The following is a 22,570-nucleotide window of genomic DNA, read 5'->3' as shown; positions in this document are numbered from 1 at the left end:
CCCCCTATTCATTGACTACCGGTACGGTAATATCGATCCGCAAGCCTTTGCCTGGAGCGGTGATGAACTGGATCGAGCCCCCGATCTCAGTAATCCGCTCCTGCATATTCGACAGACCGTAGGAGGTCTGCTTGCTGTCATCCATCTCGAAGCCGATTCCGTCATCGCGCAGCGTCAGCCGGACCGTATCCCCCCGGCGGTGCAGGCGGATCTCCATCTTCTCCGCTTTGGCATGGCGAAGCGTATTCGAGATAGCCTCCTGCACAATACGGAACAAATGATTCTCCACACCCTTCAGCAGCTCTACACCCTGATCCATCTCGAACACAATATCAATCGGCACCTTGATCTTCAATTCCTTAATCAGCTCCTGCAGACCTTCCTCCAGCCCCTTGCCTTCCAGATACACCGGTCTTAAATGCAGTAGCAGTGCCCTCATCTCCGACTGGGCTACGGCCGACATCTCCTCGATCAGTGCGATTTGCCGCTGTGCCTTGTCAAAGTCTTTCTCCAGCGTCCGGCCTACGGCCGTTGCCGTCATCGAGATGGCGAACAGCTGCTGCGATACCGCATCATGCAGCTCCCGTGCAAGCCGCTGCCGTTCCTCTATGATTGCCGTAACCCGGGCCTGCTCAGCAAGCTTCGCATTATTGGTGGAGAGCCGCTGCAGCGTATTGACCTGATTCTCCCACTTGCCGCTGATCCGCCCGAGCTGTTCCCCGAGCCGCCCCAGCTCATCATTGCCTAGGTCCGGCATGGCCGGGGTGAGATTGCCTTTCTCCCAGGCGACCAGGGTGGCCCGCAGTAATTCCAGCTTGCGCTTGCTGCGGAAGCCCTGATAGAAGCCGTACCCGATCCCAAAAGCCATAGGAAGCAGAATTAGCGTCAATCCTGTCCTTACGCCAATCCGCCAATCCTCGAATGGCCGTAATAAGCCATATGTATACATAATATATGTAATAACGAGCAGCATGATAAAAGAGAACAGAGCTCCCTCACCCATACTGCGCGTTACCATGTTACTGCTTTTTTTGTCCATGCCGGGAGCTCTCCCTTCTCTCTTGATCTAACATACTCTTAAGGGAAGCGTACGTCCAGATCCCCCATCAGATAAGAAATGTTAAATTTCACTTTATGTTCGCAGCTGTCATAGTTGGGTGACTTCCAGTTCAGCCGGTTCAGCATTCCCGTATCGCGGTTACTGCCAGACTCAATCGAGCCGAACAGCACGAATGCCTCAATCTCTACCCCGTAATCCTCAGACAGCAGAATATCCACATCACCAAAAATCCCCTGATACAGCATAATCGTCTCCTGCTCTTCCGCCATGGCCAGGGAAAGATCCACATCCACCTCACCCAGCACATGCCAGGCGCTCAGGCTGCGCATCACCCAAGGCGAGAGATCCCAGTCGAACCGGGAAGAAAAGCTTTGCTTCTGCACAAACCCCGCCTTGCGCTGCATTCTTTTCGATTTGACAAAGAACATCCCCAGCGAAACCAGACAAATGCCAAGCACCAGCAGCAAATGATCCAGCAGCAGCAGCACCGCTCCGACTCCCATTAGCTTATAGCCTTGCTTGACCCTGCCCGACGTCGTCCGGTAGATTCCCAGCAGCAGGAACAGGAGTGCGACAATGGAGAAGAAGCCGATCCATTTGCCAAACATCATCAAGCAGCCTACACCAATCAATCCGATGGCAATCAACCGGTTCCGTTTATCCATTTCCGCACCTCCTTAAAGTTTTGCCAAGCGGAAACAATTACGCCGTCTTTTAAGGGACGGTGCGTTTCAGCGAGAAATAGAAGGAAAAGTTATCATGCATAGCATATAATTTCTTATATTTGAAGCAAAACTGACTTCGTAAGCATTAGCTGAAATTTTGCGAAGCTACATCTTCAGCCTACTGCATCCGCTACAAAAGCCATACCGGTATGGAGAATCCATACCGTATGGCTTTACCTTGATCAGCATATCATATCCGGCTGTTCTTTAGGAACAGGGATTATTGTTCTTTTTTATTCAAAGGAGGGGCTGCAGGGGTGGAATTCAGCTTGTTCTTGAGTGCGGCAAGCTGCTCCTCCACTTTCAGTTCCTTCTCAGGATCTACCGGCTTAGCATATGCGGTTGCCGAAGGGCTATACGGAGCGCGCATCACATCTGCTTCCGCTTCGAGCTGCATGATCTTTTCTTCCATGCGGTGGAATCCAAGAGATGCACTTCCGCTTTCAATGGAATGTACGCTGCTGATCTGGGACATTTGCTTTTTGGCCTTAGCCATCTGAGCGCGGGATACCAGTTCATTGCGTTTGTTGCGCATCTTGTAGAACTCATCCTTCATATCATGAAGCTGCTGCACCAGTTCCTTGGCCTGTACTTCAGCCTGTGCGTGAAGCTCACCATACTCGGTATGCTTCTGGTCGAAGTAGATCTTCTCCTCCAGCAGCTTACGTGTAACTTCTTCCTGACCGTTCTTCAGCGCAAGCTCAGCCTGTGCAGCACGTTGTCCGGCTACCTTGGCAGCTTCGTCCACACGCTGTTTCATGCGGCGTTCATTAGCCATCTGCTTCGCTACCGTTACTTCAGCCTCATGAATCTCAGCCTCCATATCGCGCAGATACTGATTCAGCATCACAATCGGGTCCTCTACCTTATCCAACATATCGTTTACCGACGCCTTAGTCATATCTTTAATCCGTTTGAATACTCCCATAATTTACACTTCTCCCTTCTCGTATTTAGCAAGTTTTTGTTTGAGCTCTTCCACTTCTTTTTGCAGTGCCTTCTTCTCGATATCCTTCATCATGGCATCCAGGCCAGAATCGGGAGCTGCGTGAGCGCCTGCCTTGTCATAGCCGGGATTGTAGCCCGGCTGTCCGCCATAGGGGCCATATCCCTGAGGTCCTTGATGCGGAGCCTGTGGTCCGCGGCCATATTCAGGTCCGCCGGAGTAAGGTCCGCCGTACGGGCCACCCGGCGCGCCGGGTCCGGGACCGAAGGGATTGTACTGGTTAGGCTCCTTGGCAATCACCATTGCTGCGATAAAGTATACGAGGATCGTAGCTCCGCCGCTAAATGGAATACTGATCACCAGCAGAATCCGGAACAGGGTAGAGTCAATGCCGAGTGTCTCGGACAATCCGCCTGCCAGCCCTGTCATTACTTTGTCTCTTGTTGAACGATACAATCGGGTCATATTACTACTCCTTTCTGCCATCATTGTTCAGCTTCTCCTTTAGGCGGGCCATTTCTCTTTCGAGTACGGTTGCCACGGTCTCTCCGGCCTGTACCGCGTATTCCTGTCCCATCCGGCGCAAGTCGCTCAGGCTTTTGGCTTCAAGCTCCCAGTCGGACATCTTGTCTTCCAGACGGCCGAACATTTTGGGAACATCTCCGCCGCCGCCGTAAGCACCCGCTCTTTGATTCATGCGTTGCTGCAGCCGCAGCGACTCCATCCGTGCTGCATAGAACTGGCGTTTGCTGTATACCGTCTGATACTCCATTTTGAGCTCATTCAGCTGGGATTCCAGTTCGAAAAGTGATTGCTGGCTCGTCTCCAGCAGCCCGCTGTATTGCTCCAGCTTTTCCTCGTGGATAATTTTCTCCTGCAATGCCAGCTTGGCCAGATGATCTTCGCCTGCCTTGAGTGCGAGGAGCGCCTGCTCTTCACGTTTGTTCCTCATGGCTGTGGCCTGATTCACCTGCTGCTGCAATTGCTTCGTATGAGAAGCGTACTGCTGGTACAGCCGTTCGGCCTCCCCGATCTCTTCACGGGTTGAATGTAGAAATTGATCAATCAGCTTCACCGGATCTTGGCTCTGCTCCAGGCGTTCATTCAAGTTGGCTACGGTGATGTCCCTCATTCTGCGAAAAACACTCATGATTTCCTGCTCCCTCCCTGCTTCTTAATAAGTATGGACTGTGTGTATTAGTATGTTCTGCTTTGTTTGCCCCTGAGTACCGAGATGCCCCACACTACCAGAGCAATACCCAGCAGCGGACCGATAATCCAGGAAAGCTTGGAGATCAGGGACATGACACCGATGAACAGCACCACCCAGCCGATAATCTTGCGGCCGCTCTTAATTCCGTAGTATCCGAGCACAACCAGCACTGCCGGGAACAGGATGCCGAAGATTCCTGAAATCAAGTGGGGCAGAATGCCAAGCAGCATTACCGCTCCGATTACAATCAGCGCAATCGCAAGTCCGTTACCTTTGTTTCTTTGCATTTGTTATCACCGCCTTTCGCTGCTCTCTCTTTCTTATACCCTTATTCTAGGGCAATCCCGCATCTTTCAAAACAGACTGTGGACGGTTTTATGTACTGGACCTTAGTCGGGGATGGTTGCAGGACTTGGGCGTCTGGGCGATGGCTGTCGGCCGAAAAGCTGTATGCACATGGGATAAAGGCATACCAAAAAGCCGGATGCTCTGTTAGAGTACCGGCTGTTAATGAGTATAGAGTAAGGTCATTGTCTGGAGAAGGTTTGCGCAGCAAGGCTATCCAGAATTTCCTCACTGAGGAACGGGGCGAGCGGCAAGAGCGCTTTAACGCCTTCTTTTGTAGAAATAGTTACAGCAAGTTGATCCAGTTGTTCGTCGCTTATATATGGAGCGAGAGATACCAGTGCCTCCAAACCTTCCACGGCATATACGAGCTTGGCCAGTTCATCTATTGCTTCATCACTGACAAACGGGGCCAGCTTCAGCAGCGCCTCCAAACCTTCCGCGGCATATACAAGCTTGGCCAGTCCGTCCATTGCTTCATCACTGACAAACGGGGCGAATTCCACCAGTGCCTCCAGACCCCCCGCGGCATATACGAGCTTGGCCAGTTCATCCATTGCTTCATCACTGAGGAACGGGGCGAGCTTCAGCAGGGGCTCTAAACCTTCCCTTTCAAACACCTGCTTGGCGCATGAATCGAGAGTTTCCTCGCTCAGGAACGGCGCAAGTGCCAGCAGATCCTCTACAGCGGCCCCGTCCTTCACATGCTCAAATGCTTCACCAATCTGCTCATTATGAAGAATTGGCGCAAGGTCTGAGAGCTCTTGGGCTGTTCCTTCCCCCCGCTCAAAATAATCTGTACCGCCACGCTCCAGCACACTCCCGATCACGCGGGAGCCCTGTCCTTGTTCCTCCCCGAGGATCTCATCGATTCCCACACCAAAGATTTCTGCCAGCTGCGGAAGCTTGGAGATATCCGGCATACTGTTGCCCCTCTCCCAATTACTCACCGCCTGATAACTGATGCCCAGCTTGTCCGCAAGCCCCATTTGAGTCAGACCGGCCAGACCTCTTAATCTAACGATATTCCGGCCCACTTTTAGCATATCAAACATACTTCCCACTCCTTCGGCTAAGATGCTCTCAGTGTATCGACTGCTGCTGCGGTTGTATATCAAGCACTGCTTGAGTTACTGCCGGGTGTGGCTTACTACGGAAAAGAGTAACCAAAACCACCGCCCCGATAATGATCACGGCAGCGATCAGGGTATTCAGGGTAAGCTGTTCGCCAACCAGCAGCCAGCCAAGCAGCACTGCGACTACCGGATTAACGAAGGCATACGTGGAGACAAGAGTAGCATCAGCATTCTTAAGAAGCCATATATAGGCTGTATAACCGACAATGGAGCCGAAGGTGATCAGGTAGGCCAGAGCCAGGTAAGACCGCATAGAAATGCCGGAGATATGAAGTGTGGACCAGTCGCCGGTAAAATAAGAGAAAATCACCAGCAGCGCGCCTCCTGTTAGCATCTGCGCCGCTGTCGCCATCAAGGGTGAGTCCGGCATGGCCGCGTTTCGGGAGTACATCGACCCTGCTGCCCAGCTTATGGATGCCGCCAGCACGGTAATAATACCGAACAGATCGGTAGCGCTCCCCGTCTCCCCCTTTCCCGGCTGGAAGACCAGTACGGCGATGCCGAGCAGTCCTAGTGCAATTCCTGCGATAACTCCGGCATTCGGCCGTTTGCCGCCGCGCCCAAGCCAGCCCATCAGCATCATCCAGACAGGCACGGCCGCCACGATGAGCGAAGCGATAGAGGAAGAGACTCTTTGCTCTGACCAGGCCACAACCCCGTTGCCCCCAAGCAGCAGCAAGGCGCCAACAATCGTTGAGGCGCGCCATTCACGCTTTACCGGACGCTTCGCTCCGCTTAATCTGGCTATGATATAAAGGACCACACCTGCCGCAAAAAAGCGGACTCCCGCCATTAAAAAAGGCGGCATCGTCTCAATGGCAATCTTCATGCCGACATAGGTGCCTCCCCAAAATAAATACACAAATAAGAGCGCAATTCCTACTACATACACTGAATTAGCCTGTGATTTGTTCTTCATAAGGTTTTCTCCCTTTCTTCCTTAAGACCACTGCTGTTCGTCTTACTCTCCTGCAGTCCGCCGCCAAAAACATTCCCCTCCGCAAGCCCCGACACGAACCGCTGCAGCCAGGCATAGTACTCGGCCGCATGTTCCAGCTTCTCCAGATCTCTGAGGCAGGCCTGGCGTTCCTCTTCGGGTGTGTCTGCTGCATGGGCCAGTGCCTGGAGGTCAGGGACCGCAGCTCCCATGGCTTCCTGCATCACATCGATCTCCCGCTGAAGCTTCAGGGTGAAGAAGTTGCGGAAGGCCTCAAAGAAGTCTGTCTCCGCCGCGTACAGCTCCTTCCGCTCACGCTTCTCCGGAAGCTTCGTAACCATCCGGGAGGCGATCAGGGAGCGGACGCCGTAGCTCATATTGCTTTTACTCATATTCATAACCTGCTTCATTTCCTCCAGTGTCATCGGCTTGTCCTCGAAGAACATCACTCCGTACAGCTGCCCGAAGGAATAATTCGCTCCATATAAATCCATGGTTTGGGCTATGGCATCGATCACCGGGCCGAGCAGCTGCTCCCGGGGCGAACGGTGCGGATGTTCCTCGCCGAATGCGGCCTGCTTCATCAGGTGGCACCTCATTTTCACATAGAATCGTTCTCTCTACATTACACAATACCGCAGCTGTGCGGCAATCATCCTACAAATTTTACACAAAAGCCGAACGGGTTTTACCTCTGCTTGACCACAAGCCTGTCTCATGAGTGTACAATTTTTTTTGAACAGAGGAGCTGTCCTCTGCATTATACCGCATCAACCAATGTGGATGAAATGGAGAATATGGACGAAAATGACACGTTCAAAGTTAATCAGCGGCCTCAAGCCCGTGCTGTTCACTCTGCCGGCCATGATTCCGTTCGCCGTGTTCTGGCTCGCGCCGCTGCTGTATGTGCTGTATCTCAGCTTCACGGAATGGGATTTCATGAGCCCGGAGAAAACTTTTGTCGGCTGGCAGAATTATACCGATCTGCTCAGCAACCCGGCTTTTTACAAAGCGCTGAGGGTGACCGTTCTCTTCTGTCTCGGCAGTGTGCTGCCGGTGATCCTGCTCGGACTGGGCCTTGCCCTATTAATGAACAAAAAGCTAAAAGGATCGGCACTTTATCAAGTGCTGCTGTTCTCCCCCTGGGTGACGCCGACCGTTGCAGTGTCTATCGTCTGGTCCTGGATCTATCAGCCTGAAGCCGGTCTCGCGAATGCGGTGCTGAACTTCTTCGGATTGGACTCCATAGGATGGCTACAGGACCCCAAATGGGCCTTAACCGGCGTCCTGCTGGTCACGATCTGGAAGTCGGTAGGCTGGGCAATGATCTTTTATCTGGTAGCCTTGCGCAATGTGCCTTCCGACCTGCTGGAAGCCGGGGAGCTGGACGGGGCAAGCCCGGTGCAGAAGTTCCTGCGGATTATATGGCCGCTGATCTCGCCGACTACTCTTTTCTTATTCGTGGTGCAGCTCGTCTCGGCGCTTCAGGCTTATGACCAGATTAATGTGCTGACCCAGGGCGGCCCGTCCGGCTCTACCCGCACTCTGCTCTATTTGTATTATCAGTCCGCCTTCGAATCGTTCCAGATCGGAGAGGCTTCTTCCGTAGCTGTCGTCCTGGTTTTGATCTGCATGCTGCTGTCTGTTCTCTCCTTCGGGATCAGCAAGCGGACCACTCATTATCAATAAAAGCTTACTATCAGCCCTTAAGGAGGTCTAACCGCTTGACTATATTCTCACGTATCAGCGGGCTGGTCCGTCAGTTTTTTTTCGCTGCCCTTGCTCTTCTGATGGCCTTCCCGTTCTACTGGATGGTTACGAGTGCCCTCAAAACTAATGATGAAATCTGGCGTTCCCCGCCCACGCTCTGGCCCGAGGTTCCGCTGTGGGGCAACTTCGCCGCTGCCTGGAACGAAGCGCCGTTCGCCAGATATATGGGTAACAGTATCTTTGTCGCTGTCTCCATTGTCCTCCTGCAGACGATCAATTCCGGGATGATGGCTTATGCGCTGACGCATATGAAATTCCGCCTGAAGGGCGTTTTTGCCGGAGTGATTCTGTTCGGTTATATGGTTCCTGCAACGGCAGTCTACCTGCCAGGCTATCTGGTCCTCTCTGAGCTGCACTTGCTGAACTCCTATGCGGGCCTGATTCTCTCCAACTGTGTGAGTATCTTCTCGATCTTCCTGATCAGACAGGCCTTCCTTCAAGTCTCGCATGAGCTGGTGGAGGCCGGTGAAGTGGACGGTGCCTCGCATATGCGGATTCTCTGGACGATTCTTGTGCCGGTCACAAGATCCTCATTCGCCGTACTGGCGCTGATTACCTTCATTGACCAGTACAATAATTACTTCTGGCCGATGCTCATTACGAAGGACCCCAGCCTGCAGCTGGTCTCGGCCGGTCTGCGCAGCTTCTTCGTGGAAGGAGGTGCTTACGGACTGAAATGGCCGCTCATCATGGCCGCCAGCGCCTTCACGATTGCCCCGCTGCTGCTAGTCTTCCTGCTGGCGCAGAAAACGATAATGCAAAGTGTCAACATGACCGCAGGCTCAAGCAAAGGCTAATACCTAAACTTCAATATCCAAGAGGAGAATGATGATGAACGTAGTTAAAAAATGGTCTGCAGTATCCCTGATCGCCGGACTTTCCGTACTCACCGCTTGCGGCGGAAATGCCGCTCCCGGCAATGCATCCACTGCGGACGGCGCAGCCGCGGCAGTCCCTGCTGCCAATGCCGCTCCGGCAGGAGGCACACCGGTCACGATTGAATTCTGGTATGGGCTCGGCGGCAAGCTGGGTGAAAATATGGAATCGCTCATTCAGAAATTCAACGCCTCCCAGCAGGAGGTTGTTGTCAAGGGGATCGTGCAGGGAGATTATACAGAGACCGAACAGAAGCTTCAGGCAGCGATTGCTGCCGGGCAGGTCCCGGCGGTGGTCCTCTCCTCCAACATCGCTTGGGCGCGCAAGGGTTATTACGCCCCGATGGATGAGCTGATTGCCAAGCAGCCAGACTTCAATAAAGAGGATTTCGTCCAGACCTTCCTGAACCAGGGCCAGGTGGATGGCAAGCAGTATTTCCTCCCGATGTATGGATCGACCCAGGTGATGTACTACCGTAAGGATGCTTTTGCGAAAAGCGGCATAGACGCCAGTCAGATTAAGACCTGGGAAGATCTCGCTGCGGCCGCGAAAAAGATGACCGTCTCTGAAGGCGGCAAAACCACCTTCTACGGCTGGGAACCGATGTGGGGCTCCGGCAATATGATTGATGCCGCTCTCAGCAAAGGAGGCAGTATTCTTAGTGAGGACGGCACCAAGGTCACGATTGATTCCCCGGAGTGGATCGACACCTGGGAGTTCTTCCGTAAGTCGATTCATGACGACAAGATCATGCGCATCCACTCCGGCGGGCAAGGCTGGGAGTACTGGTACAAGACGATTGACGATGTGATGAAAGGCCAGGCGGCCGGATACACCGGCTCCAGCGGCGACCAGGGCGACCTTGATTTCAGCGTCGTCTCCGCTATGGAGCAACCGGGCTGGGCCGGAGCCGGCGAAGGCAAACCTGTCGCCGGGGCGAGTATGGCCGGTATTCCTGCCCAAGCCGGAGACGCCGAGAAGCAGGCAGCGATGAAATGGCTGACCTACTTTACAAGCTCCGAGAATACTGCGTTCTGGTCCATCCAGACCGGATATATTAGCGTCCGCCAGTCAGCGCTGCAAGATCCGGCCTTCGTCGCCTTCAGTGAGAGCAACCCGCAGATCAAGATTCCATTGCAGCAGGCGGCTCATGCTTCCGCTCCCTTCCAGGACCCGACAGGCGGCAAGATTAACGATGCGCTGAAGATCGCTGCGGATAAGGTACAGATTGAGAATATTCCGGCAGCCGACGCGCTGAAGGAAGCACAACAGACGGCTCAGGCCGCACTGGATAAGCTGAAATAGAACGGCTGAATACATTTCTATTAATGAAGGGGGACGCTGCATGATCGAGCTTAATACTCCGCAAGGAGACTATCCTGTATCGGCTATCCTGTTCGACAAGGATGGAACATTGCTGCAGTTCGTATCTCTCTGGGGAAGCTGGGGCGAGTGCTTCCTGGACCAGTTCGCCCGGGGGCTTGAACAGCGCGGCTTGAGCTTCCCTGAGCACCAACGGGCCTCCCTGCTGGGAACGGTTCATGATGCTGCAGGGAAGATCACCGATTACGACCGTAACGGCCCGCTCGCCATGGGCACGATGAACGATCTGTATGCCATTCTGTCCTGGCAGGGATATACTCTTGGCCTATCCTGGGCCGAAGCGGTTGAACTGGTGGACGCCTGCCGGAATGCAGCGGATGCGATGCTGGAGCAGAGCCGTCCGGTCCGCCCGCTCCCCGGGCTGGTGCCCTTTCTGGACGCTTGCGCAGCCCAGGGCATACCTATGGCCGTAGTGACTGCCGATGAAACTGCGGCAGCAGAGAGTCATCTGCGCTGGCTGGGCATCCGCCAGTATTTCACCGCCGTGATCGGCACCGATCAGGTGGAGCGGGGCAAACCCTTCCCCGACATGGCACTGCTTGCCTGCGGGCGGCTGGGGGTATCTCCGGCTGAAGCCGCCGTGATCGGCGATACGAACGGAGATATGCGGATGGCGAAGGCAGCGGGTGCTGCCGCAGCCCTTGGGATTGCCGGCGGAATCACCGCCGGGCTCACGGCTTCCGCGGCGACGACGACGGCGGGTCGCGGACGCGACGATGCTGGCGGGACAGCCGATGCCAGCGGACGCGGGCCTGCTACGGCAGATTTGCAGGCTGCCGGGACTCTTTTGCCGGATGCAGATTGTGTGGTTTCGTCTTATTCGGAGCTTAGCGTACGAAGGATGGCACGATGAAGGCCGAAGGGGCCTTGGCCTGGGTATTTCTTGCCTTGGCTATTGTCTTCGAGCTGTCTGGAACGGTCTCCATGAAGCTGTCTCATGGCCTCACCCGGCCCTGGCCCTCTGTGCTAATGTTCCTGTTCTACGGGATCAGCTTCACCTCGCTGAGTATCGCACTCACCTCCATCAAGGTTGGAGTCGCTTATGCCGTATGGTCCGGTGCGGGTATCCTCTTGATTTCGCTGGCGGGGGTCTTATTTTTCGAAGAGCGGCTATCGGGTTCCTCCCTCCTGTGGGTAACTGTGATTGTAGCCGGAATTGTCGGATTGAACATTAGCGCCAAGGGGCATTAATCTATCGAAGAAAATATTTCAAGGAGGCTTCGCTTGCCTATGAATACATCCGCCACAACCGGCGTTACTGAACCGCTGTTGACGTTCCAGATTATTACCGACACCCATGTCACGGCTGATCCCGAGCATGAGTACAACCAGAACTTCGGACGGGCATTGCAGGATTTGGCCTTACACGCACAAGGCAGCAGCGGCATCATGCATATTGGAGATATTACGAACAATGGCTTCCCGGAGGAGTACGAGGAGGTCCAGCGTATTCTTGAACAGCATCAGGCTTCACTGCCGCAGATTCGTTACACCCTAGGCAACCATGACGTCGGCCTCGGCCACTGGGAATCCCGGCTTGCGATGTATACTTCCCGCATGGGCATGCCAGGTCCTTATCATGATCACTGGATCGGCGGGTATCATTTCATCTTCCTGGGTACTGAGGAAGGGCTGCAGACATTCTGCAATTTATCCGACGGGCAGCTCCAGTGGCTGGACCGGAAGCTTGGGGAACGCGCACCGGACAAACCAGAGGCTAACAGTTATTTGCAGCCGCACACGGAGCAGGCATCTCTGCCGGATCAGCCCGTCTTCCTCTTCCTGCACCAGCCGCTGAAGGATACAGTAGCCGGTTCACTGGAATCTCAGGAATGGTACGGAGTCACTCAGGATCAGGAGCTGCGTACTATTCTGTCGCGGCACCCGCAGACCCTGCTGTTCACCGGGCATACCCACTGGGAGCTGGAGGTCGGCAATACCATGTATCCCGGCAACGGACAGACAGCAACGATGTTCAATGCTGCTTCTGTAGCCTACCTCTGGACGGATGCGGATGAACACAAGAACGGCAGCCAGGGCTATTATATAGAAGTCTATGCTGATAAAGTGCTTGTGCGGGGACGGGATTTCACTACGGGCACCTGGATTGAAGCGGCGCAATATGAGGTAGCCTATCCCGTTAGCGCTCTACGGTAAGTTAGGGAATTATTGAAGTTCCACTCACAATAAAAAGCTGCCCCAAGCAGCCATTTCATGGCTTTTGGGACAGCTTTTTCATCTGCTTCGATGCAGGAGTCAATCCGTGTATCTACTATTTAAAAGCAGGCAGCGCAATGTCCGCGTAATTATCCTCCAGGAACTTCTTCACTTCCGGGCCGCTGATCGCCTTGGCCAGCTTCTGGATGGCCTCGGAATCCTTGTTGTCCTCACGGGCAACGAGGGTAATGGTGAAGGCTGAATCTTCACGCTCGGTGATCAGCGCATCCTTCTTCGGAGTCAGACCCAGCGGGCTCGCGTAGGCCGGCGTCATCGCTACCAGATCCGCATCATCCAGCATCCGGGCCAGCATCAGCAGATCGACCTCCTCGAACTTATAGTTCTTCGGATTGGCGGTAATATCGGCTTGCGTAGCCTGAATTCCTATGCCATCCTTCAGCGTAATCAATCCGGCATCTGCGAACATTTGCAGGGAGCGCCCAATGTTGGACGGATCATTCGCCATCACGAGCGTTGCCCCCTCCGGCAGATCGGCAATGTTCTTGAAGCGTTTGGAGTACCCGCCGTAGATGGCATCATACACAGGCTGAACGGGCACCAGCTTTGCGCCTTTACTGGCATTGAACTGCTCCATGTAAGGGACATGCTGGAAGAAGTTCGCGTCCACCTCTTTGTTCGCCAGCGCTTCATTCGGCTGCACGTTATCGGACAGTACGACAACCTCCATATCCACGCCTTCTTCCTTCAGAATCGGCTTCACGATATCGAGAATATCTGTCATTGGCGGAATCAGCGAGGCTACCTTGATCTTCACAGGCCCGGTGCTGGTTGCCGCCGGTGTCTCTTCCGCTTCTTTGTTGTTGCCGCAGCCTGCAAGTGCAAGCGTCATTACAAGCAGTACCAGTGCAAACGTGGTGGTCATTCTTTTTCCTGTTCTTTTCATGATCTCTCTTATGCCCCCATTATTGTATAGTATTCTAGCGTTTGTCGAGCAGTCTGGCTATCGTGCTTCCCGTGAATTGAATGAGCTGCACCAGTACAATCATCACAAGAATGGCGTAGATCATCACTTCAGTCTCGAAGCGCTGATACCCGTAACGGATGGCGAAATCGCCCACGCCGCCGCCGCCGACAACCCCCATTACGGTTGAAAAAGAAATGAAGCTGATCGTAGATGCAGTAAGTCCCAGCACCAGCCCTGAACGGGCCTCTACATAGAGAAACTTGAAGATCATTCCCGGCTTCGAGGCCCCCATCGACAATGCCGCCTCAATCGTTCCGCGCGGAACCTCCAGCAGGGACTGCTCCACCAGCCGTGAGTAATACGCAATGGCAACGATGGACAGCGGCACCGTGGCCGCCAGTGTACCGATCGCCGTACCCACAACCAGACGGGTGAACGGAATCAGCGCCACCACCAGCAGCAGGAACGGAAAGGAACGGACGACATTGACGATGCTATTGAGCACTAGAGACAGTCCTCTATTCTCATATAACTGGCCTTTGCGGCAAAAATACAGCAGCGTCCCCAGCGGAAGGCCCAGCAGCAGCGCAGCGCCTATGGAAATACCGACCATGACAAAGGTCTCTCCAATAGACTGCCACATCTGATCCTGGTATTTCAGCATGCTCTCAAACATCGGCGGCCCCCGTTCTGCCGGTGATCCGCTCCCGGAAGGAGCCTGAATGAGTTCCCGGCGGAAGGAAGCCGCCCTCCCCACGGGAGAAGGAATCTACGATCCGTCCGCCCTCCATGACAGATACCTCGGAACAGATGCTCCGCACGACATCCAGTTCATGGGTAACGATCACAATCGTTACGCCCATGGAAGCATTGATATGGCGCAGCACCTCCAGAATATCTGCCGTGGTGCCTGGATCAAGCGCAGAGGTCGGCTCATCGCACAGCAGCAGCTTCGGACTGTTAGCCAGTGCGCGGGCAATCGCTACCCGCTGGCGCTGTCCGCCGCTGAGCTGAGCCGGATATTGCCCGGCTTTGTCCGCCAGGCCGACGAATTGCAGACATTCCTCCACCCGCTTCATCCGCCCTGCACGCGGCACTCCGGCAAGTTCCAGAGAGATCGCCACATTCCGGCTGACAGTGGCATTGCCGATCAGATTGAAATGCTGAAAGATCATCCCGATTCTCTGCCGCTGCCGGCGCAGCTCCTTGTCCGGCAGCTCCGTAAGCCGTTGCCCGTCAACCGTAACCATTCCTGCATCGGGCCGCTCCAGCAGATTGATCAGCCGCAGGAGCGTGGATTTGCCCGCGCCGCTGGCGCCAATAATACCGTGAATGGCACCCGCCTGCACTTCAAGCGATACCTGATCGACAGCCTTATAAGGGCCATCCTTCAGAGTGAAGCTCTTGCTAACCTGACTCAGCGAAAGAATATGAAGCCCTCCTTTACAGACTGCCTTAACGTACTCTCTGAACCTCAGGGCATATTGTACTATAATTATTTAAAATCTGTTTCATTAAAAATCTCTTTAAATAATAAGGTATTTCTTCCGCTGTGTCATCATTTATTTCAAAATGATTGCTAAGTTCTTGGAAGAGCAGAGCATTATAAGGATGCTCGTGGCTCTATGGGATTATTCAATGGAAGCAGGATAGTTAGCACAAAAAGGGGTGCGGCCCCTGATAGGACTGCACCCCTTTTGCTATTTTGCATGGACAAGTCTATTTGCTCTGAACGCTTATTCCTTCACACTACCGACATTGAGACCCACTACGAAATACTTCTGCATGAACGGATACACCAGCAGTATAGGTACGGAGGCGACTACTGTGATAGCTGCCCGGATCGAGATCGGCGTGACCATTGCCCGGGCTGAATTCTGATCCATCCCCACCCCGTTGGTTACGGTAGGGTTCCCGTTGGAGTTCATCGTTGAAGACAGCAGCTTCATCAGCTCATACTGCAGTGTACTGAGATGCTGCTTGGAGGAGGTGTAGATGAAAGCGTCGAACCAGGCATTCCAGGCTCCGACCGCCACGAACAGCGCAATCGTCGCGAGCACCGGTTTACAGAGCGGGAAGACGACCCGCATGAAGATTTTGAAATCCCCGGCGCCGTCAATTCTGGCCGATTCCATCAGACTCTCCGGTATCGTACCGATGTAGGTGCGGATGACGATCATGTTAAACGCACTGATCATCGATGGAATAACGTAGACCCAGAAGCTGTTCAACATGCCCAGGTCCTTAATCAGGAAGTAGTTCGGGATCAGACCTGCGCTGAAATACATCGTCAGCACGAAGATTACCGTAATAAACTTACGGAATACATACTCCCTGCGGCTTAAGGTATAAGCCAGCATGGTGGTCAGAAAAATATTAAGCAATGTAGAAACCACTGTACGGGCCACTGAGATCAGGAAAGCATCAAAAATCGTTCCGGTGGCAAAAATCGCCTTGTAATTCTGAAAGGTCCATTGTCTTGGCCATAAGTAAATGCCGCCGCGGATCGTATCATTTCCTTCATTAAATGAAACAGCAATCGTATTGATGAATGGATATAAAGTCACAACCACCAGACAGACCATGAAGACCGTATTGAAGGAAGTGAACAAAAACGGTTCAAGTCTGCCGGTGCCCAGGTTTCTTTTCGCCGTAAAGCCTGCTTGTTGCCCAGGGGTAATCTGCCGGTTATCCGCCATTATAACAACCTCTCTTCCCCAAGCCGCTTGGAAATCCCGTTAGCCATAAGCAGCAATGTCACGCTGACCACCGTTTTGAAAATCCCGCCAGCGGTTGCGAGTGAATAATTCCCTTGTGCAAGTCCGTATTTAAGCACGAAAATATCTATCGTTTCGGCCCAGTCTACTACCAGTCCGTTGCCGAGCAGGTACTGAACTTCAAAGCCTGCTTCCAGCACATGTCCTATGGACATAATCATCAGAATAACAATGGTTGCCTTGATCCCGGGCAGGGTTACATGCATCATTTTCTTGTAACGGTTCGCACCGTCAATCTCCGCCGCCTCATACAGGGCAGGGTCAATGGAAGCGATGGCGGCCAGATAGATAATGGTATTCCAGCCCACTTCCTTCCACACATGCGAAGCCCCTACGATTCCCCAGAAATACTTGCCTTCACTAAGCCACAGAATCGGCTCTTTAATCAGATGCAGCTTCATCAGAACGATATTTACAATCCCGTCATTGATGGACAGCGAGGTGGCCACAATACCGGTAACGATTATCCATGATAGGAAATGGGGCAGATAGGAGATCGTCTGCACGGTTCTTTTCCAGAATACTTTCTTAATCTCGTTAAGCAGCAGCGCCAGCACGATGGCTGTCACGAAGCCTAGGATCAGATTGATAACCCCCATGGCCAGCGTATTGCGCAAGACACGAATGAAGTTATCATCGGTGAACAAAAACTTGAACTGCTTCAGTCCCACCCATTCCTGCTCGCCGAAGGACTTGGCCGGTCTGTAGTTCTGGAACGCCATAGTCCAGCCCCATACAGGAACGTAGGCAAAAAGGATAATGTAGAGCATTAAAGGCACAGACATCCAGATCAGCTGATTCTGATTCTTAATTACGCGCCAGGTAATCGGCTGCTTTTTCCTCTTGTTCTTCTTCGGACGCCGGACGCCAGTATCTATTTCTAAGGTCTCATCCATATTCGTTGTCTCCTACTCCATCAAATTAATGGAAGGCGGAAGGCCGTCAAGCGGCCTTCCACCTTCTAAAACCCGGTACCAGACCTTACGTTATTTACTCCAGTTCTCGATTCTCCACTTAATCTGCTCATTGATCTTGTCTTCGTAAGCCTTCACATTGGCTTTCTCGATCTGTTCCGTATAATCGGTCCATACGGAATCGAATTCAGCCGGCTTGGCAAGAATGGCTTTCGGCAGGAACTTGGTCTGCAGCTCATTTAGCTTGGTGCTGGCAATTTTGGCATCCGAGCCTTCGATCAGGTCGATGGACCAGGCAGGATAATAGACAGGGTTCGGCGGCGGATCGCTGAAGAAGTCTACGTAGGAGTTGAAGCCATAGGCATCCAGAACTTCCTTATCGTACGGCTTCAGGCCTGCTTTATATTCTTCCGGCTGCGCAGCAGCATCCGTGGAGTTACCGTCGCTGTAGCTTCCTTCGGTTTTAGGCAGATATTCAAACAATGATTTGGCCTTGTTGGCCAGCTGCCATGTGGCATCGGCGGCATTGTCACGCTGTTCCTGGGTTCTCATGAATCTGCCGTTCTCAACGATATAATCCTCGCCTTCCACACCCCAGGAGAACAGCTTCTGCCACTTCTCATCCATCAGGGTGTCTAGCAGCTTGATAATCTTCACCGGATCTTTGGCATTAATGCTGATACCGAAGCCGTTGTTGAGGTTAAGCACCGCAAGATCGCGGTAGTGGTCTTTGGTCGACTCATCGTATACCAGCGGAAGACCTACATAAGTACGTTCAATTTTATTCTGGGTCGTCAGTGAATCCTCAGCAGCGTTGAAGTTCCAGTGCTGGTCGAACATCCCCAGAACGGTGCCGCTGGACAGCTTTGCCATGTACTGGTCATAGTTCTGTACGAACGTTTCTTTGTCGATAATGCCCTTCTCGTTCATCTCATTCAGCTTCTGATAGTATTTCTTGGCATAATCCTTGTTGGCAAATACCTCGGCTACGCCGTCCTTCACGACCACGCCGCCATCGTTCGGATGTCCGATCAGATGCTGCGGAGCGTTGAACAGCCCCCAGTTCTTCCAGTCATAGTTCAGAATTTCGAAGCCGATGGTCGGGCTTCCGTCGATTTTCGGATATTTTGCTTTATATTGCTCAATCAGGTCAAAGTACTGATCCAGTGTCTTAACCTTCGGATAGTTGAATTCCTTAAGCACTGCTTTTTGAATCCAGAAGGCCGGTCCTGAATACCATGAGCTGTTGACCTTACCGTTATATACACCGTAGTTAGGCAAAATATAAATATGTCCGTCATTCGGGTCCTTCATCATGTTCCAATAGTCTGCATAATGCGCTTTCAAATTCGGCGCATGCTCTTCAATCAGGTCTTCAAGCGGGATATAAGCCCCTGCTGCTGTCAGCTTGGTGCTTCCGGTCATAAGGTCCGGATAATCCTGACCTGCAATCATAACCCCTAGCTTCTGGTTAATATCACCTGCTAAGAATTCCATATCGAAGCTGGCACCGGTCTCCTCTTTGATCTTCTTGTAGATCTTGTTATCCGGTGTCGGCTGTTGCCCGGCTACACCGATAAATGCGCTAACCTTGAACGGTTCAATCTTTCCTCCCGTGTTAGATGAAGCAGAATCCGTTGCAGCTGTCTCCTTAGCTTTGTCAGTTGCAGCAGCATTCTTATCGTTTCCTCCACCGCAGCCTGACAACGCGAAGCTAAGGGTTAATAAAGCAACCAGGGAATACTTAAACGTCACTTTCGACTTGCCCCCCATAAAGCACCTCCATAGTGTATTGTCTTTATTTTGTAAGCACTTACACAAGTAAATTATAGAGGTGAACTGACCGCTAAAATACGACCGAACTAAAGGTGTACCCCCGAAAATTTTAGAACTTGGCATTCCGGTACTCATTCGGGCCCATGTGCAGCTCCTTCTCGAACCGTTTCAGAAACTGTCCGTAATTGGCATAACCGACACGTTCGGCAATCTCTGAGAGCTTCAGCCTGCTCCCGCGCAGAAGCTCAGCCGCCGCCTGAATCCGCAGATGATGCAGCTGCTCATTGAAGGTCATCCCGTTCTTCTTAATCAATAATTGGCCCAGGTATACCGGATGCAGGAAGAAGATCTCAGCCAGCTTCTGAATGCTCAGGCTCTCCTGATAATGCTCCCCGATGTACTGGTTGATCTCCCGGACAATCCCATGCGACTTATAGTTCTGCTCACGCACCAGCAGATCTATGGCCTTCCCTCCGTAGGACCATAGGCGGCTGAGCAGCCCGCTCAGGGGGGTCATCGCCTGCTGAATCTCTGATACCTCAACGCCCAAGGCCACTCCGCCCTCTTCGCCTGCGGCTTCTGCCCCGGGTGCGAGTGCGAAGATCCGGTACATGAGGTGGATTCCGAATTTGCGTACTACCTCCGGCGCCACCTGCTGTTCCCGGAAGCTGCGGGCTGCCGCCTCCAGTGCCTCGCGGTAGCCGTCCGCGTCCAGAAGATTCACGCAATTCAGCAAGGCATCCATCAACCCGATATGGTCATAGTGATAACTGAAGGGCTTGTCCAGCACCCCGCTGTAAGCCAGCACCCCTGCCTGCTCCGGCTCGTAAAAGAAATGCAGCAATGTCTCTTTGGCCCGGCCATAACTTCCCTCTATGGACAACAAGGAGTCCTCCGGGGCTCCCAGCGCGATATGGATATTCCCTCCTCCGTATTCGCGCAGCAGGGTATCAAGCACTTCAGCTATTCCGCCAGCGTCCCTGCTGCCTGCCGTCATCCCGTACACGATCCCGAGCAATCCCGTCTCCAGATCAATCGTTATCAATGCTTTATATCCGGCCAGCAGGGAGACTGTGCGGCTCCTCACCTCTGTATACAGCTCCGGGACCGTCCGGATCAGGCAAACATTCCAGGAAGGGCTCTCCTTGAAGCCGGGCAGAGTCTCCAGCCATTCCATAAGCTCGGGTTCTTCCTTTTTGCCATATAACAGCCCCTTGATTAAGGTTGCCGCCTCTTCCCCGGAAGCGGTCTCATGGATTCTTCTGCGGTTCGCCTCCTGCTCCAGCTCCAGGCGGATCTCCCGCAGCTCCTCGGTAGCCTCCTCCGGGAAGACCGGCTTCAGCAGATAGTGATTGATTCCGTAGCTGATGGCTGTGCGGGCATATTCGAACTCACTGTAGCCGCTCAATATGACGAACTTAGTTGAATCCATCCCCTCCTGCCGCCACTCCCCGATCATCTCCAGACCATTCATCAGCGGCATATGGATATCGGTAATGACCAGATCCGGCTGAAGCTGCTTCATCATCTGCAGCCCCTCCCGGCCGTTGCCGCAGGTTCCGCACAGCTCGAAGCCCAGCTCCTGCCAATCGATCCACATCTCCATACCCTCCAGGGCACTTGGCTCGTCGTCGATTAATAGTACTTTATATGTCATGATCTATACCTCTCTTTCCAGGGAATAATTCTGCTCAAGCAGCTTCAGGGGAATGCCAAAGGTCACTACGGTTCCCTGATCCGGCGTACTGGATATCTCGAAGCGCACCTGATCTGCGTAATTCAGCTCCAGCCTGCGGTATACATTGCGAATCCCGATGTGGGTCCCCGAGTAATCCTCCTTGCGGACCGCGAACATCAGCTCCTTCAGCTTCTCCGGCTCCATGCCCTTACCATTGTCGGATACTGTAATCTGCAGCCTGTTATCCAGCACGGCCGCAGCCACCTTGATTACCCCCAGCCCCTCAATCGTCTGCAGGCCGTGCTTGCAGGAATTCTCGACCAGCGGCTGCATGCTCAGCTTCGGTATTTTATAGTCCAGGGACTGCTCATCGATCTCAAAGGTATAATCGAATTTATCCCTGAACCTGAATTTCTCAATCCTCAGATACATGTCGATAAATGCGATCTCCTCGCGCACCGACACCAGATCCTCCTTCCAGCTGAGCAGTCTGCGCAGCAGCTTCGACAAGCTTTTTATAATATCAGTGACATCGTTATATTTGTTCTTGGTGCAAACCACCAGAATCGCATTCAGCGTGTTGAACAGGAAGTGGGGGTTCATCTGGCTCTGCAGGAAATTCAGCTCCGCCCTGACGCGCTCCATCTCCAGGTTCTTGCTCTGGATCTCCAGCTTGTACACGTCATTGATCAGGGAGTGAATTCTGGAGGTCATCCGGTTAAAATTGTGAATTAGCCCGCCGATCTCATCCCGGCCCTCATCGATGGCAATCAGCTCGAACTTCTCGTTCGTCACCTTCTGCATGTGCCGGGCCAGGCGTTTCACCCGGTAATTATAGGAGCGCAGCATGATGTAGATGAATATGCTGGTCAACACGGTAAGCGTGGTCGCCAGGCCCGCTGCGTACAGCCGGATATCGAGAACCGCCTGGGAGATCCGCTCCCCCTGCGTAATTCCGACAATCCGCCAGCCTTTGAGATAATTCGCCGTCCCTACAGCCATCACCCTCACCCCCTCGCTCTCGTCCTGGCTATCGCCCCACTGATCAAATACCGGATAGGGATTATCCGTAACGTGCTGATAGCCGCTGTCCGCTGACATCACAATCTTGTTCTCGCCATTGATCAAATACAGGCTCAGGTAATCCCGTTCCCGGACGATAATGTCATAGATCTCACTGATGTCCAGATCAATCCGCAGCACCTTCTCATAGTTGTTCAAATTACGGTAATTGTCCATGGTCTCGATGATGCTGAGCGTAGGGGTGGACGAGGCCAGATTCTTGTTCTCCGTCGTCCGGTAAGCAGCAACATATATTTGGGTAGTCGCTTTCTTCGCCTGCTGGTACCAGTCACTTAACCATACTTTATCGGTCATTACCTGATAATTGCCCCCGGATACAACCGTCTGGTTGTTGGTGTATACACTAATTCGTTCCAGCTGATTATTGACAGGCATATAGCTGTTCATCCGGTCTCTGAGCTGTTCGTTGAACATGCTGTAGAACTCGATAGAGTCCGTATAGGTGCGGTCCAGCATCTCGTACAGGTTCTTATCCGCAGCCAGCGTGTAGCCGACAGAGACCCCGCCTTCAATAAAATCATGAATGTCCTTCCGCGCCCGTTCCATGGAAATCTCCAGATTCTGCTGTTCCCTCGATTTGATGAGATCCGTAATCCGCTCCAGGAATACCAGATTGAGCACCATAATCGGCAGGAGCACACCCACAATGTAGATGAGATAGAACTTGTAGCTTAGCGGAATATCATTGACGATGGTGCCGAATTTAAAGCGTTTTGTCGCCATCCCTCACACACACCCGGCTTTCTTAAGATTTCGGGGTCCCCGCAAAGGTTCTGAGTAGCCTTCGAAGCCAACGCCTCACTTTGCGG

23 protein-coding genes are annotated in these 22,570 nt (G+C 53.1%); 6 read left to right on the top strand and 17 right to left on the bottom strand.

Annotated elements, in window-relative coordinates:
- Positions 1 to 4: 4 nt before the first annotated feature.
- The 9 genes from NST04_RS09065 to NST04_RS09025 form a co-directional block, all read right to left on the bottom strand.
- Complete coding sequence (locus NST04_RS09065) at positions 5 to 1,039, bottom strand: sensor histidine kinase (RefSeq protein WP_341183974.1); 1,035 nt, start codon at positions 1,037 to 1,039, stop codon at positions 5 to 7.
- Positions 1,040 to 1,077: 38 nt separating this feature from the next.
- Complete coding sequence (gene liaF / locus NST04_RS09060; protein WP_341016750.1) at positions 1,078 to 1,725, bottom strand: cell wall-active antibiotics response protein LiaF; 648 nt, start codon at positions 1,723 to 1,725, stop codon at positions 1,078 to 1,080.
- Positions 1,726 to 2,005: 280 nt separating this feature from the next.
- A complete protein-coding gene (locus NST04_RS09055) occupies positions 2,006 to 2,713 on the bottom strand; it encodes a PspA/IM30 family protein (protein WP_341183973.1) in 708 nt (235 codons plus the stop codon).
- Positions 2,714 to 2,716: 3 nt separating this feature from the next.
- Positions 2,717 to 3,196 (bottom strand): PspC domain-containing protein, encoded by a 480-nt coding sequence (locus NST04_RS09050; RefSeq protein WP_209994095.1) that lies wholly within the window; start codon positions 3,194 to 3,196, stop codon positions 2,717 to 2,719.
- Positions 3,197 to 3,200: 4 nt separating this feature from the next.
- Positions 3,201 to 3,881, bottom strand: a complete 681-nt coding sequence (locus tag NST04_RS09045; RefSeq protein WP_341183972.1) for a PspA/IM30 family protein — start codon at positions 3,879 to 3,881, stop codon at positions 3,201 to 3,203.
- 47 nt (positions 3,882 to 3,928) lie between these two features.
- Positions 3,929 to 4,231: a LiaF transmembrane domain-containing protein gene (locus NST04_RS09040; protein ID WP_036731138.1), complete on the bottom strand. Its 303-nt coding sequence runs from the start codon at positions 4,229 to 4,231 to the stop codon at positions 3,929 to 3,931.
- 240 nt (positions 4,232 to 4,471) lie between these two features.
- Positions 4,472 to 5,344, bottom strand: coding sequence for a helix-turn-helix domain-containing protein (locus NST04_RS09035; protein ID WP_341183971.1), 873 nt, complete (start codon positions 5,342 to 5,344; stop codon positions 4,472 to 4,474).
- A 28-nt stretch (positions 5,345 to 5,372) separates the two neighbouring features.
- Positions 5,373 to 6,344: an EamA family transporter gene (locus tag NST04_RS09030; protein WP_341183970.1), complete on the bottom strand. Its 972-nt coding sequence runs from the start codon at positions 6,342 to 6,344 to the stop codon at positions 5,373 to 5,375.
- Complete coding sequence (locus NST04_RS09025) at positions 6,341 to 6,946, bottom strand: GbsR/MarR family transcriptional regulator (protein WP_341183969.1); 606 nt, start codon at positions 6,944 to 6,946, stop codon at positions 6,341 to 6,343. Before NST04_RS09025 ends, NST04_RS09030 begins: the two co-directional genes overlap by 4 nt.
- Positions 6,947 to 7,169: 223 nt before the next feature.
- On the opposite strand from NST04_RS09025, the gene NST04_RS09020 reads away from it, so the two are divergent.
- The 6 genes from NST04_RS09020 to NST04_RS08995 are packed head-to-tail and all read left to right on the top strand — an operon-like array spanning position 7,170 to position 12,548.
- Positions 7,170 to 8,051: a carbohydrate ABC transporter permease gene (locus NST04_RS09020; protein ID WP_341026959.1), complete on the top strand. Its 882-nt coding sequence runs from the start codon at positions 7,170 to 7,172 to the stop codon at positions 8,049 to 8,051.
- Between the two features lie 35 nt (positions 8,052 to 8,086).
- Positions 8,087 to 8,929 carry a carbohydrate ABC transporter permease gene (locus NST04_RS09015; protein ID WP_341183968.1) on the top strand — a complete coding sequence of 281 codons (843 nt, stop codon included), beginning with the start codon at positions 8,087 to 8,089 and terminating at the stop codon, positions 8,927 to 8,929.
- 34 nt (positions 8,930 to 8,963) lie between these two features.
- Complete coding sequence (locus tag NST04_RS09010) at positions 8,964 to 10,313, top strand: ABC transporter substrate-binding protein (RefSeq protein ID WP_341183967.1); 1,350 nt, start codon at positions 8,964 to 8,966, stop codon at positions 10,311 to 10,313.
- A gap of 40 nt (positions 10,314 to 10,353) precedes the next feature.
- Positions 10,354 to 11,244 carry an HAD family hydrolase gene (locus NST04_RS09005; protein WP_341183966.1) on the top strand — a complete coding sequence of 297 codons (891 nt, stop codon included), beginning with the start codon at positions 10,354 to 10,356 and terminating at the stop codon, positions 11,242 to 11,244.
- Positions 11,241 to 11,582, top strand: coding sequence for a DMT family transporter (locus NST04_RS09000; protein WP_445667879.1), 342 nt, complete (start codon positions 11,241 to 11,243; stop codon positions 11,580 to 11,582). Before NST04_RS09005 ends, NST04_RS09000 begins: the two co-directional genes overlap by 4 nt.
- A gap of 39 nt (positions 11,583 to 11,621) precedes the next feature.
- The gene (locus NST04_RS08995; RefSeq protein WP_341183965.1) at positions 11,622 to 12,548 is read left to right on the top strand and encodes a metallophosphoesterase family protein; all 927 of its coding nucleotides are present in this window, start codon (positions 11,622 to 11,624) and stop codon (positions 12,546 to 12,548) included.
- Positions 12,549 to 12,663: 115 nt separating this feature from the next.
- On the opposite strand, the gene NST04_RS08990 is transcribed toward NST04_RS08995, so the two are convergent.
- The 8 genes from NST04_RS08990 to NST04_RS08955 all read right to left on the bottom strand — a co-directional run bounded on the left by NST04_RS08990 (position 12,664) and on the right by NST04_RS08955 (position 22,484).
- Positions 12,664 to 13,491 carry a MetQ/NlpA family ABC transporter substrate-binding protein gene (locus NST04_RS08990; RefSeq protein ID WP_445667909.1) on the bottom strand — a complete coding sequence of 276 codons (828 nt, stop codon included), beginning with the start codon at positions 13,489 to 13,491 and terminating at the stop codon, positions 12,664 to 12,666.
- Between the two features lie 55 nt (positions 13,492 to 13,546).
- A complete protein-coding gene (locus NST04_RS08985) occupies positions 13,547 to 14,209 on the bottom strand; it encodes a methionine ABC transporter permease (protein ID WP_209994116.1) in 663 nt (220 codons plus the stop codon).
- Positions 14,202 to 14,963 carry a methionine ABC transporter ATP-binding protein gene (locus NST04_RS08980; RefSeq protein WP_341028041.1) on the bottom strand — a complete coding sequence of 254 codons (762 nt, stop codon included), beginning with the start codon at positions 14,961 to 14,963 and terminating at the stop codon, positions 14,202 to 14,204. Before NST04_RS08980 ends, NST04_RS08985 begins: the two co-directional genes overlap by 8 nt.
- 306 nt (positions 14,964 to 15,269) lie before the next feature.
- Positions 15,270 to 16,232 carry a carbohydrate ABC transporter permease gene (locus NST04_RS08975; protein ID WP_341026976.1) on the bottom strand — a complete coding sequence of 321 codons (963 nt, stop codon included), beginning with the start codon at positions 16,230 to 16,232 and terminating at the stop codon, positions 15,270 to 15,272.
- Complete coding sequence (locus NST04_RS08970; RefSeq protein ID WP_076081983.1) at positions 16,232 to 17,206, bottom strand: ABC transporter permease; 975 nt, start codon at positions 17,204 to 17,206, stop codon at positions 16,232 to 16,234. Before NST04_RS08970 ends, NST04_RS08975 begins: the two co-directional genes overlap by 1 nt.
- Before the next feature lie 90 nt (positions 17,207 to 17,296).
- Complete coding sequence (locus NST04_RS08965) at positions 17,297 to 18,997, bottom strand: sugar ABC transporter substrate-binding protein (RefSeq protein WP_341026979.1); 1,701 nt, start codon at positions 18,995 to 18,997, stop codon at positions 17,297 to 17,299.
- Positions 18,998 to 19,109: 112 nt separating this feature from the next.
- Positions 19,110 to 20,657 carry a response regulator transcription factor gene (locus tag NST04_RS08960; RefSeq protein ID WP_341183964.1) on the bottom strand — a complete coding sequence of 516 codons (1,548 nt, stop codon included), beginning with the start codon at positions 20,655 to 20,657 and terminating at the stop codon, positions 19,110 to 19,112.
- A gap of 3 nt (positions 20,658 to 20,660) precedes the next feature.
- The gene (locus NST04_RS08955; RefSeq protein ID WP_341183963.1) at positions 20,661 to 22,484 is read right to left on the bottom strand and encodes a sensor histidine kinase; all 1,824 of its coding nucleotides are present in this window, start codon (positions 22,482 to 22,484) and stop codon (positions 20,661 to 20,663) included.
- Positions 22,485 to 22,570: the final 86 nt, after the last annotated feature.

This window comes from Paenibacillus sp. FSL H7-0756 (genome assembly GCF_038006765.1).
Taxonomy (GTDB): Bacteria; Bacillota; Bacilli; order Paenibacillales; family Paenibacillaceae; genus Paenibacillus_AQ.
Note: the sequence above shows the minus strand (reverse complement) of the source record. Positions and strands in the feature narration are given on the sequence as shown.

What these genes read in the sequence shown, in the direction of transcription:
- NST04_RS09065 (WP_341183974.1), bottom strand. Translation starts at nt 1,039, where the DNA reads ATGGACAAAAAAAGCAGTAACATGGTAACGCGCAGTATGGGTGAGGGA.
- liaF (WP_341016750.1), bottom strand. Translation starts at nt 1,725, where the DNA reads ATGGATAAACGGAACCGGTTGATTGCCATCGGATTGATTGGTGTAGGC.
- NST04_RS09055 (WP_341183973.1), bottom strand. Translation starts at nt 2,713, where the DNA reads ATGGGAGTATTCAAACGGATTAAAGATATGACTAAGGCGTCGGTAAAC.
- NST04_RS09050 (WP_209994095.1), bottom strand. Translation starts at nt 3,196, where the DNA reads ATGACCCGATTGTATCGTTCAACAAGAGACAAAGTAATGACAGGGCTG.
- NST04_RS09045 (WP_341183972.1), bottom strand. Translation starts at nt 3,881, where the DNA reads ATGAGTGTTTTTCGCAGAATGAGGGACATCACCGTAGCCAACTTGAAT.
- NST04_RS09040 (WP_036731138.1), bottom strand. Translation starts at nt 4,231, where the DNA reads ATGCAAAGAAACAAAGGTAACGGACTTGCGATTGCGCTGATTGTAATC.
- NST04_RS09035 (WP_341183971.1), bottom strand. Translation starts at nt 5,344, where the DNA reads ATGTTTGATATGCTAAAAGTGGGCCGGAATATCGTTAGATTAAGAGGT.
- NST04_RS09030 (WP_341183970.1), bottom strand. Translation starts at nt 6,344, where the DNA reads ATGAAGAACAAATCACAGGCTAATTCAGTGTATGTAGTAGGAATTGCG.
- NST04_RS09025 (WP_341183969.1), bottom strand. Translation starts at nt 6,946, where the DNA reads ATGAAGCAGGCCGCATTCGGCGAGGAACATCCGCACCGTTCGCCCCGG.
- NST04_RS09020 (WP_341026959.1), top strand. Translation starts at nt 7,170, where the DNA reads ATGACACGTTCAAAGTTAATCAGCGGCCTCAAGCCCGTGCTGTTCACT.
- NST04_RS09010 (WP_341183967.1), top strand. Translation starts at nt 8,964, where the DNA reads ATGAACGTAGTTAAAAAATGGTCTGCAGTATCCCTGATCGCCGGACTT.
- NST04_RS09005 (WP_341183966.1), top strand. Translation starts at nt 10,354, where the DNA reads ATGATCGAGCTTAATACTCCGCAAGGAGACTATCCTGTATCGGCTATC.
- NST04_RS09000 (WP_445667879.1), top strand. Translation starts at nt 11,241, where the DNA reads ATGAAGGCCGAAGGGGCCTTGGCCTGGGTATTTCTTGCCTTGGCTATT.
- NST04_RS08995 (WP_341183965.1), top strand. Translation starts at nt 11,622, where the DNA reads ATGAATACATCCGCCACAACCGGCGTTACTGAACCGCTGTTGACGTTC.
- NST04_RS08990 (WP_445667909.1), bottom strand. Translation starts at nt 13,491, where the DNA reads ATGACCACCACGTTTGCACTGGTACTGCTTGTAATGACGCTTGCACTT.
- NST04_RS08985 (WP_209994116.1), bottom strand. Translation starts at nt 14,209, where the DNA reads ATGTTTGAGAGCATGCTGAAATACCAGGATCAGATGTGGCAGTCTATT.
- NST04_RS08975 (WP_341026976.1), bottom strand. Translation starts at nt 16,232, where the DNA reads ATGGCGGATAACCGGCAGATTACCCCTGGGCAACAAGCAGGCTTTACG.
- NST04_RS08970 (WP_076081983.1), bottom strand. Translation starts at nt 17,206, where the DNA reads ATGGATGAGACCTTAGAAATAGATACTGGCGTCCGGCGTCCGAAGAAG.
- NST04_RS08965 (WP_341026979.1), bottom strand. Translation starts at nt 18,997, where the DNA reads ATGGGGGGCAAGTCGAAAGTGACGTTTAAGTATTCCCTGGTTGCTTTA.
- NST04_RS08960 (WP_341183964.1), bottom strand. Translation starts at nt 20,657, where the DNA reads ATGACATATAAAGTACTATTAATCGACGACGAGCCAAGTGCCCTGGAG.
- NST04_RS08955 (WP_341183963.1), bottom strand. Translation starts at nt 22,484, where the DNA reads ATGGCGACAAAACGCTTTAAATTCGGCACCATCGTCAATGATATTCCG.